Source organism: Flectobacillus rivi, assembly GCF_030056655.1.
GTDB classification, from domain to species: domain Bacteria; phylum Bacteroidota; class Bacteroidia; order Cytophagales; family Spirosomataceae; genus Flectobacillus; species Flectobacillus rivi.
Map to the genome: position 1 here is coordinate 103,545 of NZ_JASHIE010000001.1, position 16,807 is coordinate 120,351.

Below are 16,807 nucleotides of genomic sequence, written 5' to 3' on the forward strand. Positions count from 1 at the left end.
CTATGAATAATCCATTCGACATAACTAAAGCTGTTGATTATACTAATGAACAGTTATTTGATTATTGGGTTGATTTTCCTGTACCATTTGTTGACTTGATCAAACCAACATCTCCAGTATCTATGATTGTCCTTGGAAGCAAAGGAAGTGGAAAGACACATGTTATGAAGTATTTCTCATTTGAGCTTCAGAAGCTGAGATATAGAGATAATATCATGTGTCAACTGAAAAGTGATGGCTATATAGGGATCTATTGGAGGTGTAGTGGGCTAAATGGAGCAAGATTTCATAGAAAAGGTTATGATGAATCCTTCTGGAAATCAATATTTGAATACTACTCTGAAATATGGGTAGGCATATTATTATTAAAAGTCCTAGATGAATTGGATTATATATCTAATAATGAATTCATTAATCGGGATATTCTGAATGAAATCACCAAACTATTCGATATTAAACCAGATTACACATTTGAAAGTTTAACTTCTGTAATAATCTATCTTGACAAGCTGTTGGTGGACTTGTCTATTGAAGTAAACAATCTCGTCTTTACAAATGGAAAAGGGTTTAGCGATAACTTCAAAATACATATATCTCCGACAAAGTTCTTTTTTGGGCTACCGAAGTTACTTAAAGAAAAGATAAGTTTTTTTAGCACGATACAGTTTGTTTATTTAATAGATGAGTATGAAAACTTATTAGAATACCAACAAAAATATTACAATACCTTACTTAGAGAAAAAGAAAATCCTACCTCCTTTAAAATTGGCTCCAGACATTATGGTATTCAAACATTCCAAACTTATAGCGGTTTAGAAGAAATTAAAGAAGGGGCAGAATTTGAACTATTAAACCTTGATAATATACTTAGAGATAACGAGAGAAATTTTGCGTATTTGAGAGGAATTTGTGAAAAAAAACTTAGGTTATCCGAATACAATACAAATGAAAGGGAGTTTTCCTCCTTTTTCCAAGAAATCAATCTCAATAATCCATCTGAACTAAGTGAACACCTATTAAAAAAAGCTAATAATCGCGAACTTAAGCATATTACTAAGTTGAAAGGAATACTCCTTAATAATGTGGATGAAAAGTCTTCATCAAAAGTCATCGCAAATATAAATAAACTAGATAGTCTACTACTACAGAAAGCTACGATTCTTTTAATCTACAGGCATATTAGAACAAACGGATTTGACAAATTAATTGAAATTGTTGAGAGCCTTACAGCTTCGAAATCACCTGGAGAGTATCCTGAGCAAGATAAAATTTTGAAATATTACAAATTTGATTTCATAGATCAGTTGCACAGAGAAAATAATTATATGTTGCCATACTTTGGCTTTGAAAATCTTTTAAAGCTCGCATCAGGGAACCCGAGAACCTTATTACGAATGTTGAAAGAAATATTCAAACAAGCTGAATTCAACCAAGAAAATCCATTTAAATTCAAGTCAATTATATCTATTGACTCTCAACTTTCTGGAATTTATAAAGAAAGTCAAAGGATTTTTGAAGATTTAGGAAATAGTAGTGATATGGCTGTCATTGCACTTACTCGTATAGGTGAATTATTACAAACAATACGATTTGCAGATATTCCTCCAGAAAGTTCAATTTCTATATTTAGAATTAATCAGAGTGAAATAAGCCCTGAATTCGCAGCCTACTTTGATACCCTTTTAAACTACTCCTACCTAATTGAAGAAGATAATCGAAGACAAAGAAATAGCGAAATCAAAAATAGAGTATTCAAAATTAACAGTGCAATAATTCCTAAATGGGAATTATCCCTATCCAAACGTGGGGTAATAGATATAACTGCTACTGATTTAAAATATATATTTGATAAAGAAGGAGGAACATTTAAAAAATATTTAGAATCAGAAGAACGTAAATACAGTATTAACAATAAAAATATAGGTAATCACCAAATTAGTATTGAATTCTGATGCAAAAAGTCGACTATTCAATTTTTTATAAGCACTCTTTTTCTAAGGTAGAAGATTTAAATCGTAAAAAATATGATATTGTAATCTCATGCTACAACAATAGTGCAAGAGTTAAAACTATCTTTGATGCCATTCAAGCACCTACAAAACACTGGTTAATCTTTCCTGAGTACATGTTCATGCCTGAAGATTTACCACATACTGGGAAAATCTTTAAATTTTCAACTGGCTTTACTGAGGCTGATACTATCTCAGAATATTTTTCTAAATCTGAGATAGAAGATTGGATTAGTAAGGAAATCTGTGTTGACATTACTGGATTTATTAGGCCGCACTTAATATTCTTTGTTTTGTATATTAAGAAATTAGGAGTTAAAAAAGTCGATTTCATTTACACAGATCCTAATAAATATATAAAAAAAGAAGAGACCTTATTTTCAACTGACTCCTTTGAAAGTAGACAGATTAATGGTTGTGAAGGTACTCATTCACCTGACACATCCAATGATTACCTAATCATTGGAGCTGGATATGACTATAATCGAATAAATGATATTGTAAAATTTAAAAATAACACAACAAAAGTACATCTATTCGGATTCCCGTCCTTACAACCTGACATGTATCAAGAGAACATACTAAAAGCTTCAAATGTTATAGATAATTCAGCTTCAAAAGGTGATGCTTCATTTTTGGATGAAAAATACATGATAATGGCACCTGCAAATGATCCATTTATTACTGCCCAGTCACTTCAAGAATTTATATCGAAACGTAATCAAGAAAAAAATATAACTAATCTGTATTTGTCTCCTTTATCTACAAAAGCCCAAACCCTTGGATTTGCTCTTTACTATTCGTATGAATGCCAAAATAAACCTGTTAGTATAATTTTTCCATTCTCAAAACAATATAATAAAGAAACAACAGAAGGAATTTCAAAAATATGGAAATACACTGTTGAATTTTGAAAACAAACACCTACGAAATATTCGTAGGTGTTTGTTTTTTTATACCTTTGTAATAATCAAACTTTAACATAATGGAAAAATTAACACCTTCCGAAGAGGAAGCTATGCTAGTGATTTGGAGTAAAAAAGGCGGATTTGTCAAAGATATATTAGAAGGCCTCACTGGCGAAAAACCTCCCTATACGACACTGGCTTCCACGGTAAAAAACTTGGAGAAAAAAGGATTTGTCAAGGCTGTAAAATACGCCAATGCTTTCCGTTACGAACCTGCGATTCCACAAGAAAGCTACAAGCGTGAGCACGTAGGCAATGTGGTATCTGGCTATTTCAAAAATTCGTATAAAGAATTAGTAAGTTTTTTTGCTCAAGAAGAAAAAATAACCCCCGATGATTTACAAGAAATTTTAAATATGATTCAAAACGGTAAATCATAAGTTTTCAATTTCTCAACATGCTTTTTTTCCTCTTTTCGCCCTTTAAAATTATTTACAAAAAATATCTACGAAAATTTCGTAGATATTCGATTTCTTCGTATGTTTGTATTGTAAGGCAAACATACACCTGATAATTATGAAAATTTAACAGCTATTCAAAACAGGAAAAGCTTATGAATCAAACGCTTATCATGGTAGTACAAATGCAACTATCATTAGCCTTATTCTATTTGGGTTATCGTTTTTTACTCCGTCCTTTAACTTTTTATACCTACAATCGATGGTATTTTTTGTTAACAACCTTGTACTCATTGATAGCCCCGATTCTGTTACATAATCGTTCGATTGTGCCACAAATCACGGTGCCAGCCAATAATTTGGTGTTGTATTTACCTGCTATTCAGGAAAAACAATTTGATTATTCTTGGTTACAGATTTTTTATGGACTCATTGTCGCAGGGCTTTTATTAAAGGTTGTATGGTCGGTTTTACAAATACAAAAAATCAAGAAAACAGCATCGGTATATGATTGGGAAAACATTCGTTTTTGGCACAGCGATCAAATAGAAGGCGCATTTTCGTTTTGGAATGACATTTTTTGTAATCTCCAAAAACACGAGATCAAAGACCTTCCTGCCATCTTAACGCATGAAGCAATTCATGTGGAGAAAAAACATACACTAGACGTACTATTGTTTGAAATCCTATCGGTGATTTTTTGGTTTAATCCTGCTGTATGGCTTCTCAAACGTGGCGTCAAAGAAAACATTGAGTATCAAACAGACAGTCTGGTTGTAGGCTCTGGGCAAGATAAAAAGCAATACCAAATGCAATTGCTCTATGTAGCCATGGGACAAAATTCTATACCTCTTTCAAATTCATTTAATGTACAAGAACTAAAACACCGTATTTCAATGATGAACAAAAAATCCTCTAGCAGCAAAGATTTGAGAAGGTACTTTTTATTAGCGCCTATCCTACTCACCAGTCTAACGGCCTTTACTGTAACTCAAACAACAAAAGGTTCTGAACAGATCATCGAAAAAACGACAAGTGCTATTGATGACTATTTACAAGAACATGCTCAGGCAGTGAAGGTCGAAAATCTCAAAGCTGAGAAACTGCCTTTAGTCCAATTAAGTGAAGTAGTCGTTGTAGGCATGCCCTACAAAGGTGATTCTGTAAAAACTAAAGAAAAAGGCACCCTAGTTACGATTAAGCTTACAGGAATGGGAAATGCGAAGATTGATTCTTCCACCAAATTCATTGCAGTAAAAGATATGCTTTTGGTAAAAAATGAAGACAACGTTTTCACAGTTATGAATGATTCTACTTCGAGAATCAATATGAGAGCCACTTCGCCCATGAATGCCCCACTCTGCATTGTCAATGGAAAAGAAGTTTCTTATGGGACAGGAGGCTTAAATGGAATCGACCCTAGTACTATCGAGTCAATCAGCGTTTTGAAGGATAAACATGCCACAGAAGCTTATGGCGAAAAAGGACGCAACGGGGTGATTATTGTCACGCTCAAAAAATAACTTTCTCTAAACCTACACAAGAATCCTTCGACTAAATAGTCGAGGGATTTTTGTTTTTAGGGCTTTTCTATCTCAAAATTAACCGCCAATATTCTTATTTTAGCCGTATTTGAAATACTTCTCAAAAACATAGAGCTGTATAACGTAAAATCGACACCAATTCGGTAATTTGTTTCGTTAAGCCAAATCAAGCTTGTACTTTTGTTTTCATTAAACCTTTTTGTTTTAAAAATCTTACCCCTCGCCTGCGGTCAAGATTTTTGATTTCGCTCATTATTTTTACATGAAAAAACTCCTTTTTTGCTTGCTATTTATGGCCAGTTTTGGTGTAAATGCACAGCTACTCGTCAACAAACCCACTTTTACTCACGATGACACTCTTCGTGGCTCGATTACCAAAGAGCGTATTTGGTGGGACTTAAAACATTATGCTTTGCACGTGAGTGTACAGCCCAAAGACAGTACTTTTAGCGGTTTTAATACTATTACTTATCAAGTATTACAGCCATCACAAGTTTTGCAAGTAGATTTACAACAACCTCTAATCATCAGTAAAATTGTTCAAGATGGTGTAAATCTGAAGTTTAAGAGAGATGGAAACGCCTTTTTTGTGACGCTTCAAAAACCACAGAAGGTAGGTAAAACAGAAAGCCTAACGGTTTATTATCAAGGAAAACCAAGAGTAGCGAAGCGTGCTCCTTGGGATGGTGGTATATCGTGGAGCAAAGACAAAGACGGCAAATGGTTCATTGCTACTTCGTGTCAAGGACTTGGAGCTTCAGTATGGTGGCCGTGCAAAGACCACATGTACGACGAGCCCGACAGTATGAGTATTGCGGTGACAGTTCCGAAAGGGCTAATGGACGTTTCAAACGGTCGTTTGAGAAGTGTAAAGGAAAATAGTGATAATACGACAACCTTTGTTTGGGCGGTTGTAAATCCAATCAACAACTACGGTGTTAATCTTAACATTGCAAACTACTATAGAATTACGGATAAGTATTTTGGAGAAAAAGGACAGCTAGATCTCAATTATTTTGTTCTTCCTGAAAATTATCAGAAAGCAATGACACATTTCAATCAAGCGAAAGATATGTTGAAGGCTTTTGAATACTGGTTTGGACCATATCCGTTTTATGAAGATAGCTACAAATTAGTGGAAGTACCTTATTTGGGAATGGAACACCAGAGTTCAGTAACGTATGGAAACGGTTATCAGAATGGCTATCGTGGTCGCGATTTGTCAGGGACTGGTTGGGGGACAAAATGGGATTTTATCATTGTTCACGAATCAGGACATGAGTGGTTTGCCAACAATATTACCTATAAGGATATAGCAGATATGTGGATTCATGAAAGTTTTACCAATTATTCTGAAAATTTGTTTACAGAGTATCATTATGGAAAAGAAGCTGGACACGCATACGTACTAGGAACTCGCAAACTTATCAGTAATGACCGTCCGATTATTGGGGTTTATAATGTCAATCATGAAGGTTCGGGAGATATGTATTACAAAGGTGGTAATATGCTCCACACGATTCGTTACATTATCGATAATGATGAAAAATGGAGAAATATCCTTCGTGGAATGAATCAAGTATTCTATCATAAAACAGTTACTACGGAAGAAATAGAAAACTATATCTCTCAACAAAGTGAGGTAAATTTGAGTAAAGTTTTTGACCAATATCTTAGAACAGTACAAATTCCAACCTTAGAATATAAAGTGTCAGGAAACAAATTAGAGTATCGTTGGACCACTTGTATCGATGGTTTTGATATGCCTGTCAGATTTAAAAAAGCGGATAATACTTATCTAAAAGTAAAGCCAAGTATGCAATGGCAATCTGTAGAAGATAGCAACTTGAGTAACATTAGTGTTGATGAGAATTTTTATATAAACTCTAAAAATCTTAATAAATAGTCAAAAAACTGCGTTTGAGCATATTCAAACGCAGTTTTTTTGTTTTACCCTATAAAAAATTCACCTCTAATAATCCTCATCAAAGTGGATATTCCTACATGAGTGTAATAAGTCTTGAGTTAACTCATGTAGATACATATTTTTGCACTTCCGATATTTCCTATCATTACTTATTCTTAATAATTTATCTGACGACGCCTAGATTTGGACAGTTCCACTAACCGCTACGGAATTCTCGAATCTTCATTTTGTACATTCTTGAACTAATTTACATCCTTACCTTTCGGTTCGAGGGAGTACTACTCTATTCATCCAATTATACAAACAAACAATGAAAAACATCTTTACTACAAGCATCCTTGCTTTGGGGTTGATGCTATGCGCTTTTGCGTCTTTTGCTCAAACCAAAATCACAGGTAAAGTAACCGATGCATCCACTAATGAAGTAATGGCAGGCGTTAACATTATGATTAGAGGAAAAGTGACGGGTACCACTACCAACCTTGACGGAACATTTACACTTTACACCCAAGTCCCTCTACCTTTCAAACTTGCGATCTCTTTTGTGGGTTACAAAACCCAAGAAATTGTTGTAACCGAACCTCATGCCAAATTAAATATTGCCATGATAGAACAAGTTACTCAAGGAGAAGAAGTAGTAGTATCTGCTGCCCGTGTAGAAGAAAGTGTGATGAAATCGCCCGTAACTATTGAAAAAATTGACATTCGTTCGATTCAATCTAACCCTTCATTCAACTTTTTAGAGAGTTTGAAATACCTCAAAGGAATTGATTATACGACGCAATCTATGTCTTTTACCTCTATCAACGCTCGTGGATTTAATGCCAATGGCAATAACCGCCTCGTACAGCTGGTGGATGGTATGGACAACCAAGCGCCTGGTACCAACTTTTCAGTGGGTACAATTGTAGTTACCTCTGATATTGACCTAGCAAGTGCCGAATTTTTGCCAGGTGCAGCCTCTGCTCTCTATGGTCCTAATGCTCTCAATGGTATTTTATTGATGAATACAAAAAGTCCTTTTTTGTATAAAGGTCTAAGTGCCAATTTAAAAACAGGGCTTATGCACGAAAGCAATCGTAGTCAGCCTAACAGCTCATTCTATGATTTTAGTATGCGCTGGGCGCAGTCGTTCAATGATAAGTTTGCAATGAAAGTCAACTTCTGGTACATCGGTGTACCAAGAGACTGGGCGGTAAGCAATACCTTGAATATGAACGATGGCTTGACTGGCAAAACTAATCGTTTGACAGATCCTAACTACAATGGAGTCAATGTATATGGAGATGAAGTTTCACAGGATTTGCGTGCAATTGCTGACAAAATGGTGGCGGCAAATTTGCTTCCCGCATCTTCAGCATCTTTGATTCCGTATGGCACGATGGTGAGTCGTACAGGTTATAATGAATTGGATTTGGTAAAACCCGAAGCTAAAAATATTCGTACTAGTGTGGCACTTCATTATCGTTTGAGCGAAAATATTGAAGCCATTGGACAATTCATGTATGGTAGTGGAACCTCAGTATATATGGGTTCTGATCGTTACTCACTTAATAACTTTGATGGTCTACAAGCAAAATTAGAATTGAAAGGTTCAAACTTTTACTTGCGTGGATATACCACTCAAGAACGTTCAGGAAATACTTTTGCAACGGGTGTATTAGCACAGTTACTCAACGAAAGTTGGGGTGGCGGAAGTACTACTTGGTATCCTACCTACGTGGGTGCTTACCTAAAAGCCTTGCAATCAGGAAGTGTAGGAATCAATGCACACAACGTTGCTCGTGGTATTGCTGATGCTGGTCGTCCAGTACCTGGCTCGGCTGTTTTCAACGCTTTAACTAGCGATATTAAAAATGTAAATATTGCTGCCACAGACAATGTTTCCTATCCTTATGGAGGTGCACACCTTTATGATAAAACCAATATGTATCAGTTGGAAGGTATGTACAACTTCAAAAATGAGATTAAGTTTGCTGAGGTAATTGTAGGAAGTAACTATCGTATGTATGACCTAAATTCTGGAGGTACATTTTATCCTGATAAAGACGGTAAAGGAATTCAGGTAAACGAATGGGGTGCATATTTACAAGCTACAAAATCGTTATTTAACGAGAAGTTGAAAATTGTAGCCTCAAGTCGTTATGACAAAAACCAAAACTTCGAAGGACAGTTTTCTCCGCGTGTGGCAGCAGTAGTATCTCCTTGGAAAGAGCATTCTTTCAGAGTGTCTTATCAAACAGGCTTTAGAATACCAACAATTCAGTCGCAATATGTCGATATCAAAGCACCGCAAGCGATTGTTATTGGTGGGTTGGGTAACTATGCTACCAAATACGGTTTGAATTCTACGACTAACCCAGCCTATACGATAGCAACAGTAAAAGCATTTGGTACTCAAATTCAGGAAAGGGCTACAGCCTTAGCTCCTAGTATTGCTACAGGCTTGCAAGCAGAAGCTCAAGCTAATCCACAAGCATTTGCTAACAATTATGGTGTAGCACCATCAGCAGCATCCATTGCTGATTTGACTACTAAATTAGCTACGCAACAAGGTACCCAAGCGGCATTAGCCTCAGGTGTCCTAAAACCTTATGAGTTTAAACCTTACAAGCCAGAAATTGTACAATCTTATGAAATTGGATATCGTGGTTTGATTGCGAATGCATTATATATCGATGCCAGCTACTATTACAACCAATTTAAGAATTTTGCTTATCAAGAAACCTTGATGCAATCTACTACAGGAACGCCACTTGGTTTGCTCAGCGAAGCTACTCGTCAAATTTACTCGATGCCAGCCTCTTCACAAGGAAAAGCAGTAACCGAAGGTTTTGCAGCTGGAGTAGATTATCGTTTGCCAAAAGGTTTCTTAATTGGTGGTAATGTCTCTTATAACTCGTTGAAAGAGTTTGACCAAAATATCATTGACCAAGGAGGGACAGCGGCATTCAATACGCCGAAATTCAAGTATTCCGCTTCAATTGCTAACCGTGAACTTGGCAAATCTGGCATTGGTTTCAACGTAATTTGGCGTTACCAAGATGCCTTTTTGTGGCAGTCAGGTATCGTTGCAGGATATGATTCAAACGCTACTAATGTACCAGCTATTTCTACTTTTGATGCCCAGATTTCGAAGAAAATTTCTAGCTTAAAATCTATCTTAAAACTAGGCGCAACGAATATTCTAGGAAAATCATATTTCACAGCTTATGGTAATCCAAATGTTGGATCAACTTACTTCTTGTCTTTGACATTCGACGAGTTGACAAAATAAACACTTTTTACAGCTAACACATCTATTCGGGTAAAGGAGAAATCTTTTACCCGTTTTTTTATTCATTACCTTCGATTTTGAGTATATAATCCTTTCTTGAGCCCTATAGATAAAACACTTACTAATCGATAATTCAATCATTCAGCATAAAAAGCTGTCTCAATGTTAAATTTTTAATGAAAACACTTACCTTATTACAACCTGAATCTTTTGCGTATTCTGATACAGAAAAACCTTCTTCTCTCCTCCCTAATGAAGTTTTAGTAAAAGTCCATAAAATCGGAATTTGTGGGACTGACTATCATGCTTTTTGGGGTAGACAACCCTTTTTTCAATATCCTCGTATTTTGGGACATGAATTGGGCGTCGAGGTTATAGCCATTGGGTCGGAAGTTACAGAAGTGACAATTGGTCAAAAATGTGCTGTAGAACCATATCTTAATTGTGGCGAATGCTGGGCTTGTGAGCGTGATTTGGGCAACTGTTGTGAAAATTTGCAAGTAATGGGCGTACACACCGATGGGGGTATGCGTGAATATATCAAAGTACCTGCTCACAAACTTCATGTTTCTGAAAAATTGAACTATGAGCAGTTGGCATTGGTAGAAACTCTTGGAATTGGAGCACACGCAGTCGAAAGGGCAAATGTGCAATCAAATGACTTGGTATTGGTAGTTGGCGCTGGCCCTATTGGACTATCTGTACTCGAATTTGTAAAGCTACGTGGCGCAAAAGTGGCTGTTGTGGATAGAAACACGCGGCGATTAGATTTTTGCTTAGAGCACAAAAAAGCCGATGCCAGTATTGTTGCTAATGACCAAACAGTAGAACAAATTTTGGAAGTATTTGGTGGAAAAATGCCAACAGTAGTTTTGGATGCTACAGGAAGCCCTGCTTCTATGCACCAGTCTTTCAATTATTTGGCAGCAGGCGGAAGATTAGTTTTTGTTGGATTATACCAAGGTGACTATCAGTTCAATGATCCAAGTTTTCATAAAAGAGAATTGACGATCATGGGTAGTCGCAATAGTAAACCGAACAATTTCAAAGAAATTATTGCTGCGATGGAAACAGGCGAATTATCAGTAGATAGCTGGATTTCACACCGTATTACTTTCGAAGAAGTGGCAGAACAATTACCTAAATTGTACACTGAACCTTCATTAGTAAAAGCGGTGATTTCGTGGGAGTAAAAAACAATACTTGTATTTGAGCTAAAACACCACCTTTTAGAAATACTATTAATGGGTTTTGCGTAAGTCAAGATATGGCTCTTGCGCAAAGCCCTAAACAACGGAATTTTCCGTCTAGTCAATTACCTTAAGACCATCATAAATCGGAAAATACTCATCAGTACTAAGTACAGGCATCTTTTCTACCAAAGATTGCGAAATGATAAGTAAATCGAATGGATCTCCATGAGGTTTTAGACTGCCTTGCTTAGGATAAATTTTGGGTATATCTATAATCTTCGCTATATGCTCTTCTTTTACAGTTAAGATATTTATTCCCAAGTCTTTAATTTTATTTAAGGCATCTTCTATAGAATATTCGATTGGCGAGTTACCTTTTCTAATTTTAACTGCCTTTCATGAAAGCTTGCCATACTTGCCCAAAGAATGGATTTTGAGGATAATATATCCTTTTGAGGTTTTGAAAGTCTAGAACTATCATTATTCAGAATAAAAATAATAATGTTTGTATCTAATAGGTAAGCCATTTACTGTTTTTGAAGCTTCTGCAAATTCTGTTGATGTATTTTTTTGAGCCTTTCGGTATTCTTTTTTCTCTCCTCTGGTGTATGAAGTTCATGCTCTTCCAAAAGTCCCTTGTAAGGACTTTTCTTTGAGGGTTTATTTTGAGGATTTACAGTCATAACTATTTCGTATTTTTGTACTACAAATATAGCGATATTTTCAGATTTGTCATGACTTTTATGACCTAGCACATACCTAATAACTACATCTTAAATTTGATAATTCCTCACACTAAATAGCTGGAGAAATAGTAAATTAGTATTAACTCAAAAAATACAAACCCATCAACTATTCAATACACATTTACTAGATTTCATAATAAATCTTACTCCTAGAGGTGCTTCTAGCGAAAAACCTCCTCCCTTACCTGGCGACACGTCTAGTGTCAGTTCAGAGTCTTTCCAAAAAGCCAACTGATCGTTAGTAGTATAAATAGCACATTCACAAACATCCCCTAATTTAATATCTACTTCTCCTAATCGGAATTCTCCCAATTCGTAGCACTGAGGCTGAGTACCATCACAACAACCACCACTGATATGAAACATCAGTCGCCCATGTCGATTCTGCAATTGCCGAACCACATCTTTCGCTAAAGCTGTTATCTTAATTTGATTCATGTTTTCAATTTTGAATTTTGAATGAGTGAATTGTGAATTACAAATTACTCCTAAAGAAGGTATATAGTACCTCTATGCAGTATTTGTTACAACTATTCACAATTCACCATTCACAACTAACTCATTGTTTAAAAGAATCCAAGTTTATTTTTGTTGTTTGACAACAAAATGTTTTTAGTTTGACGGTATTGGTTGATTGCCATTTTGTGGGTTTCACGACCAAAACCTGACTTTTTATATCCTCCAAACGAAGCATGGGCAGGATAAGCGTGGTAGCAGTTTACCCATACACGACCTGCTTGAAGCTCTCTTGGCACGGTCAATAACTCGTGTGCATCACGTGTCCAAACACCAGCTCCCAAACCGTATAAACTGTCATTGGCAATAGCAATAGCCTCTTCGACTGTTTTGAAGGTAGCGATAGAAGATACTGGTCCGAAGATTTCTTCTTGGAAAATACGCATCTTGTTATGTCCTTTGAAAAGCGTAGGTTTGATGTAATATCCCTCTGGTAGACCATCAATGTACTGGGAAGCACCACCTGTCAACAACTCCGCTCCTTCTTCTTGACCAATTTCGATATAACCTAAGATTTTATCATATTGCTCTTTAGACGCTTGAGCACCCATCATGGTATTTGGATCAAGCGGATGGCCCATTTTGATTTTTTCAACTCTTTCTACAACTCTTTCGATGAACTTCTCATAAATGCTCTCATGAACCAACATACGTGATGGACAAGTACAAACCTCACCTTGATTCAAGGCAAACATAGTTGCACCTTCCAAACACTTGTCAAAGAACTCATCGTCTGCATCCATAATACTTGGGAAGAAAATATTGGCAGACTTCCCTCCCAATTCCATCGTTACAGGAATAATGTTTTCAGAAGCATATTGCAAAATCAAACGACCTGTTGATGTTTCTCCTGTAAAGGCTACTTTTGCTATTCTAGGCGATTGCGCTAAAGGCTTTCCTGCTTCTACTCCAAAACCATTGATTACGTTTACTACGCCAGCAGGAAGAACGTCTTGTAACAATTCCATGAGGACTAATAAACCAACAGGTGTTTGTTCGGCAGGTTTCATAACTACAGTGCAACCAGCGGCTAAAGCTGGGCAAAGTTTCCATGCCGCCATCAAAAGTGGGAAGTTCCAAGGAATAATCTGAGCAACTACCCCAATTGGCTCATGAATATGCATCGAAATCGTATCAGCATCCAATTCAGACATTGAGCCCTCATCGGCACGAAGGATACCAGCAAAATAGCGGAAGTGGTCTATCGCCAAAGGAATATCAGCCGCCATTGTTTCACGAACGGGCTTTCCGTTATCGATTGTTTCCACTGCTGCCAAGTACTGAAGATTAGCCTCCATTACATCAGCAATTTTCAATAAAATATTACTACGGTAAGCTGCTGAAGAACGAGACCAAGTAGCAAAAGCTTTGTGTGCTGCATCCAAAGCCAACTCCACATCTTCTTTGCTCGAACGTGGCACTTCCGTAAAAGTGCTACCATCTACTGGTGAAGAGTTCTGAAAATATTCACCCTTCACAGGAGCTACCCATTCTCCACCAATAAAGTTTTCATATCTCTCTTTGAATTGTGGACGTGCCACCAAATTGCTCACTTCTACTGTTGTTTCCATGTTGTTAAATTGAGTTAAAAGGATTTCGTGTTGTTTGATGTTTCAAAATTCTCAATTTAATCTCACTTCAATCTTCACTATTGTATCATGTTTCTACAATAAAATATCATATTTAATCTTGACAACTTACTATTTGTTAAATTGTATAGAATAAAGCTGAAATAGGAAATAAAAAAGACCTATTCACAGACAAAAAAGGTATTTTGGTAGTAAATTGTACCATCAAATACAATCTTATCTTGTTTTTGTAAGTTTTATAAACAGTGTGTTAGTCTTCAAAAAAGAGAGCGACCCCTCATTTTGAAGATTGTCAATCCCGATAATTAAAGAGAGATTCTGGTCATGGAAAAAAAATTTGCGCCACAAACCCAATCATTAACCAGTTTGAGACAACTCCAGACGCTAGTGGAGCATCGTTCGACATTCAACTTAAATCATTGTGAGTTGAATATCTTCGAAACGCATCAGCAAAGCGAAAGGGTCAGTCTTAAATTTAATGACTTGGTATTTACCGCTATGCTTCGTGGCAAAAAGGTGATGAATCTTTTTGGAGACAAGCGTTTTGACTACCTGCCAGGCGAATCCGTTATAGTACCTTCCAATGAAGAAATGATTATCGATTTTCCAGAAGCTAGTTTACATACACCTACTCAATGTATTGCTCTGGCAATTGATGAAGAAAAAATCAAAGAGACCGTAGATTTACTAAATGAAAAATATGCTAAAGTTGAGCAAAACGAACTTTGGGATATTGACCTCAATCGTTTTCATATCAAGAATACCCAAGAGTTAGCCAGCACTATTGATCGGTTGGTATATGTTTCCAAAGAAAATAATGTATCCAAAGACCTGTTTGCCAATTTTGCCCTACAAGAACTATTGCTTCGCCTAATGCAAACGCAAGCCCGTGTGTTGATTTTTGACAATTATATGCAATACATCAATACCAATCGTTTTGCACATGTCGTAAAATACATTCGCGAGAACTTGGCTGAGAATCTCACCATTGAAAAACTCAGCGATATGGCTTGTATGTCAAAAGCGCATTTTTTCCGTAGCTTCAAACGTGAGTTTGGATTAAGTCCTGTCGAATTTATCATTCAAGAAAGAGTAAAGTTGGCCAAAAAGCTACTGGCCGACCCAAGTACTAGCGTAACAGATGCGAGCTATCGAGTGGGCTTTCAGAATGTCAATTATTTTTGTACGATTTTCAAAAAATATGAAGGTACAACACCTACTTATTTCAAGAAAAATCTTCCTATTCTAAAAGCTTCATGAGATTGATTTCATGACAATATATCATCTCTACCCTATTCATCAGCACAGATTATTTGTCAAATAATTTGCATTTACGCAAAAGGAGTGAAAAATTCATGCTTTGATTTGCACCAGAATGAAATTGACTGATTCAACTATTCGTTCATAAAATCCTTTCTTGCATGAATTATAACAAAAAACAAGGTGAGTTTCTCTTAGAAACAATTGAAGAGTGGCAAAAGCGAGGAACCATCAACAACGATACCGCCGAAAAACTTAAATCCGAAATACAAATTCGACCTTTTGATTGGATGAAACTGGCCATCTATGCGTTTTGGATTGCCATGATTTGTATCATTATTTCGGTAGCTACAGCACTCAAAGACAATCGTCTTATCGAACTTATCACTGAGCTTTTTACTTCCTCTAATACGGCTATCTGTATTGGTTTTATCGGTATCGCTGCGGGGCTTTATGCTTGGGGACTTAATCGGCGCAAAAATCATCCACAAAATCTATTTAGCAACGAAACCATCTTTTTGGGAGGTGTATTGGCAACGGCAGTAGCTGTTGGCTATTTTGGAAAAGTCATCGACAATGGCAGTGGGCACTTTTCGATGCTATTTTTACTTTCTACCTTCATTTATGCAGGTTTGGGGTTCTGGTTTCCTTCGACACTAGTCTGGATTTTTGCCGTTTTATCTTTCGGAACATGGTTTGGCACAGAAACAGGCTATGCTTCAGGCTGGGGCGCTTATTTTATTGGGATGAACTATCCAATGCGATTTGTATTGTTTGGTCTAATATTGACCATCGCTAGTTTTTCTATAACTAAAAAATCAAAGTTTGAAGAATTTAAGCATCCTACTTATGTCCTTGGGCTTTTATACCTTTTTATATCGCTTTGGATACTTTCTATTTTTGGCAACTATGGCGATATGGATTCTTGGTATCATGTCAAACAAATCGAATTATTTCACTGGGGAGTCTTATTTGCTGGTGCGGCAATTGTAGCCATTTGGTATGGACTCAAACAAGACGATTATACCTCCCGAAGTTTTGGGATTACTTTTTTGTTTATCAACCTCTATACCAAATTCTTTGAATACTTCTGGGACTCTATTCACAAAGCAGTCTTCTTTTTGATTCTTGCTGTATCGTTCTGGTTTTTAGGTCAAAAAGCGGAAAAAATCTGGAATTTAGAGTTTTTAAAAGGAGATAAAAAAGAATAAACAATTGAGCGAGTGAGTGATTATGTAAAAATTTGTATTCTAGCAGTAGAGACGCAATGATTGCATCTTCAGCCAAGTTATATCTAGTATAGTAGCATCAAAAAAGCGGTCGGAAAATATTTTCCGACCGCTTTTTTGAAGAAAACTTAGAGAATAATCCCAATTTTAA

The 16,807-nt window shown here is 36.3% G+C and carries 12 protein-coding genes; 9 read left to right on the forward strand and 3 right to left on the reverse strand.

What is annotated here, in order from left to right; translation table 11 throughout:
- Positions 1-2: 2 nt before the first annotated feature.
- From QM481_RS00435 to QM481_RS00465, 7 genes are all read left to right on the forward strand, one after another.
- Positions 3-1,952, forward strand: coding sequence for an ORC-CDC6 family AAA ATPase (locus QM481_RS00435; RefSeq protein ID WP_283380216.1), 1,950 nt, complete (start codon positions 3-5; stop codon positions 1,950-1,952).
- A complete protein-coding gene (locus QM481_RS00440) occupies positions 1,952-2,923 on the forward strand; it encodes a hypothetical protein (protein ID WP_283380217.1) in 972 nt (323 codons plus the stop codon). The genes QM481_RS00435 and QM481_RS00440 overlap by 1 nt, the downstream gene beginning before the upstream one ends.
- Positions 2,924-2,994: 71 nt before the next feature.
- A complete protein-coding gene (locus QM481_RS00445; protein ID WP_283325273.1) occupies positions 2,995-3,357 on the forward strand; it encodes a BlaI/MecI/CopY family transcriptional regulator in 363 nt (120 codons plus the stop codon).
- A 173-nt stretch (positions 3,358-3,530) separates the two neighbouring features.
- Positions 3,531-4,898, forward strand: coding sequence for a M56 family metallopeptidase (locus QM481_RS00450; protein WP_283380218.1), 1,368 nt, complete (start codon positions 3,531-3,533; stop codon positions 4,896-4,898).
- Positions 4,899-5,181: 283 nt separating this feature from the next.
- Positions 5,182-6,825 carry a M1 family metallopeptidase gene (locus tag QM481_RS00455; protein WP_166549371.1) on the forward strand — a complete coding sequence of 548 codons (1,644 nt, stop codon included), beginning with the start codon at positions 5,182-5,184 and terminating at the stop codon, positions 6,823-6,825.
- A 331-nt stretch (positions 6,826-7,156) separates the two neighbouring features.
- On the forward strand, positions 7,157-10,123 hold the full coding sequence (locus QM481_RS00460; protein WP_283380219.1) for a TonB-dependent receptor: 2,967 nt from the start codon (positions 7,157-7,159) through the stop codon (positions 10,121-10,123).
- Positions 10,124-10,299: 176 nt separating this feature from the next.
- Positions 10,300-11,316: a zinc-binding alcohol dehydrogenase family protein gene (locus tag QM481_RS00465; protein WP_283380220.1), complete on the forward strand. Its 1,017-nt coding sequence runs from the start codon at positions 10,300-10,302 to the stop codon at positions 11,314-11,316.
- A gap of 114 nt (positions 11,317-11,430) precedes the next feature.
- Here the strand turns inward: QM481_RS00465 and QM481_RS00470 are convergent, their stop codons facing one another.
- The 3 genes from QM481_RS00470 to QM481_RS00480 form a co-directional block, all read right to left on the reverse strand.
- Positions 11,431-11,700, reverse strand: coding sequence for a PIN domain-containing protein (locus QM481_RS00470; RefSeq protein ID WP_283380545.1), 270 nt, complete (start codon positions 11,698-11,700; stop codon positions 11,431-11,433).
- Positions 11,701-12,164: 464 nt separating this feature from the next.
- Positions 12,165-12,500, reverse strand: a complete 336-nt coding sequence (locus tag QM481_RS00475) for a DUF779 domain-containing protein (RefSeq protein WP_283371201.1) — start codon at positions 12,498-12,500, stop codon at positions 12,165-12,167.
- A 128-nt stretch (positions 12,501-12,628) separates the two neighbouring features.
- Complete coding sequence (locus QM481_RS00480; RefSeq protein ID WP_166549376.1) at positions 12,629-14,149, reverse strand: aldehyde dehydrogenase family protein; 1,521 nt, start codon at positions 14,147-14,149, stop codon at positions 12,629-12,631.
- A 342-nt stretch (positions 14,150-14,491) separates the two neighbouring features.
- Between QM481_RS00480 and QM481_RS00485 the strand changes: the two genes are divergently transcribed.
- Positions 14,492-15,427 carry an AraC family transcriptional regulator gene (locus tag QM481_RS00485; protein ID WP_283380221.1) on the forward strand — a complete coding sequence of 312 codons (936 nt, stop codon included), beginning with the start codon at positions 14,492-14,494 and terminating at the stop codon, positions 15,425-15,427.
- Positions 15,428-15,588: 161 nt separating this feature from the next.
- Positions 15,589-16,638, forward strand: a complete 1,050-nt coding sequence (locus QM481_RS00490; protein ID WP_283380222.1) for a hypothetical protein — start codon at positions 15,589-15,591, stop codon at positions 16,636-16,638.
- Positions 16,639-16,807: the final 169 nt, after the last annotated feature.

Bases quoted from the DNA above. Each gene is read 5' to 3' on its own strand.
- QM481_RS00485 (WP_283380221.1), top strand. From the start codon at position 14,492: ATGGAAAAAAAATTTGCGCCACAAACCCAATCATTAACCAGTTTGAGA.
- QM481_RS00480 (WP_166549376.1), bottom strand. From the start codon at position 14,149: ATGGAAACAACAGTAGAAGTGAGCAATTTGGTGGCACGTCCACAATTC.
- QM481_RS00445 (WP_283325273.1), top strand. From the start codon at position 2,995: ATGGAAAAATTAACACCTTCCGAAGAGGAAGCTATGCTAGTGATTTGG.
- QM481_RS00460 (WP_283380219.1), top strand. From the start codon at position 7,157: ATGAAAAACATCTTTACTACAAGCATCCTTGCTTTGGGGTTGATGCTA.
- QM481_RS00435 (WP_283380216.1), top strand. From the start codon at position 3: ATGAATAATCCATTCGACATAACTAAAGCTGTTGATTATACTAATGAA.
- QM481_RS00490 (WP_283380222.1), top strand. From the start codon at position 15,589: ATGAATTATAACAAAAAACAAGGTGAGTTTCTCTTAGAAACAATTGAA.
- QM481_RS00455 (WP_166549371.1), top strand. From the start codon at position 5,182: ATGAAAAAACTCCTTTTTTGCTTGCTATTTATGGCCAGTTTTGGTGTA.
- QM481_RS00465 (WP_283380220.1), top strand. From the start codon at position 10,300: ATGAAAACACTTACCTTATTACAACCTGAATCTTTTGCGTATTCTGAT.
- QM481_RS00440 (WP_283380217.1), top strand. From the start codon at position 1,952: ATGCAAAAAGTCGACTATTCAATTTTTTATAAGCACTCTTTTTCTAAG.
- QM481_RS00475 (WP_283371201.1), bottom strand. From the start codon at position 12,500: ATGAATCAAATTAAGATAACAGCTTTAGCGAAAGATGTGGTTCGGCAA.
- QM481_RS00450 (WP_283380218.1), top strand. From the start codon at position 3,531: ATGAATCAAACGCTTATCATGGTAGTACAAATGCAACTATCATTAGCC.